General features: G+C 42.1%; 1 protein-coding gene. It reads left to right on the forward strand.

From position 1 onward, the window contains the following. Window positions 1-323 precede the first annotated feature (323 nt). On the forward strand, window positions 324-1,112 hold a 789-nt coding region (locus A3739_RS26950), incomplete at its 3' end, for an alpha/beta fold hydrolase (protein WP_068503445.1).

Genomic DNA, 1,112 nt, shown 5'->3' on the forward strand with positions numbered 1-1,112 from the left:
CCAAATAAAAAAGCCCGCTAAAAAGCGTGCTTTTTTATTTAAACTAAATCAGCTTACACATACACGTGTTGATATAGAAAACCAATAAATATAAAACTCACTGTGGTGGCTACTACGACATCGATCACACTTAGTGCTTGATTATTGATTTTCACAGGCTGTATCTCGCAAGTTAGTTATACTTAAAAGTATTCAACTATCGGCGGTTTATTGAGTAACCGCTTCGTTATCTTATGCTGCGAATTGTAACTAAAATCTTGATCCATTTGGTGGTGCACGGTGATAACGAATGTTAAACGCTAAGTCAGTGAGAACCATTCAACATGTTTTGGGATAGAGATCGTTTTTTACTCGCCCTGAGTACTCGTTCATTAAAGTTAAGCGGCAAACCTCAGTCGCATTCCGGCTTGTTATACAAGTCTTATGCCGATTTTTACAATATTGATATGTTGTCGATCGGACTTGCTAAGTCGCAGTCAATTCAAGTAGTGCCGTCTGTTGAGTTTGATCTAGTTGCTCAGATTTTTGAGCCCGCAATGGAAATCAAAGGGCAGGTAGTCATCGTTCATGGTTACTATGATCATGCAGGACTTTATGGAAATATCGTGAAGCGCCTTCTTGCTAATGGCCTGCGCGTTGTTGCATTTGACTTGCCCGGGCATGGCTTATCGAGTGGCGCGCGCGCCAGTATTGATGCCTTTGAGCAATATCAGCCTGCGCTAAAAAGTATACTTGCGTTATGCGATAGTGAACTTCCTTTGTATTTGCTTGGTCAGAGCACGGGCGCAGCCATCTTGGCAGACTTGTTAAGTTCAGAAGAGTCGGCGACGGTGTTATCGCCGCTTAATCTAAAGCATGTATTTATGTTGGCGCCATTAATGAAGCCGCAGAGTTGGCATATGGCGGAATTTGCGCACAGTATTTTGCAAGGTCGCAAAGAGTACTGGCCTCGTAGTTTTAAAGATAATTCTCACGATCAAGCATTTTTAGATTTTGTTCAGAATAAAGATCCTTTGCAGCATGATGGTTTGTCAGTTGATTGGGTCGGAGCTCTACGTAATTGGATTCCAAAAATGTCTGAGCGAGCGACAGTAAGCGGTCTTATAAACGGT

The organism is Oleiphilus sp. HI0067, from assembly GCF_001635735.1.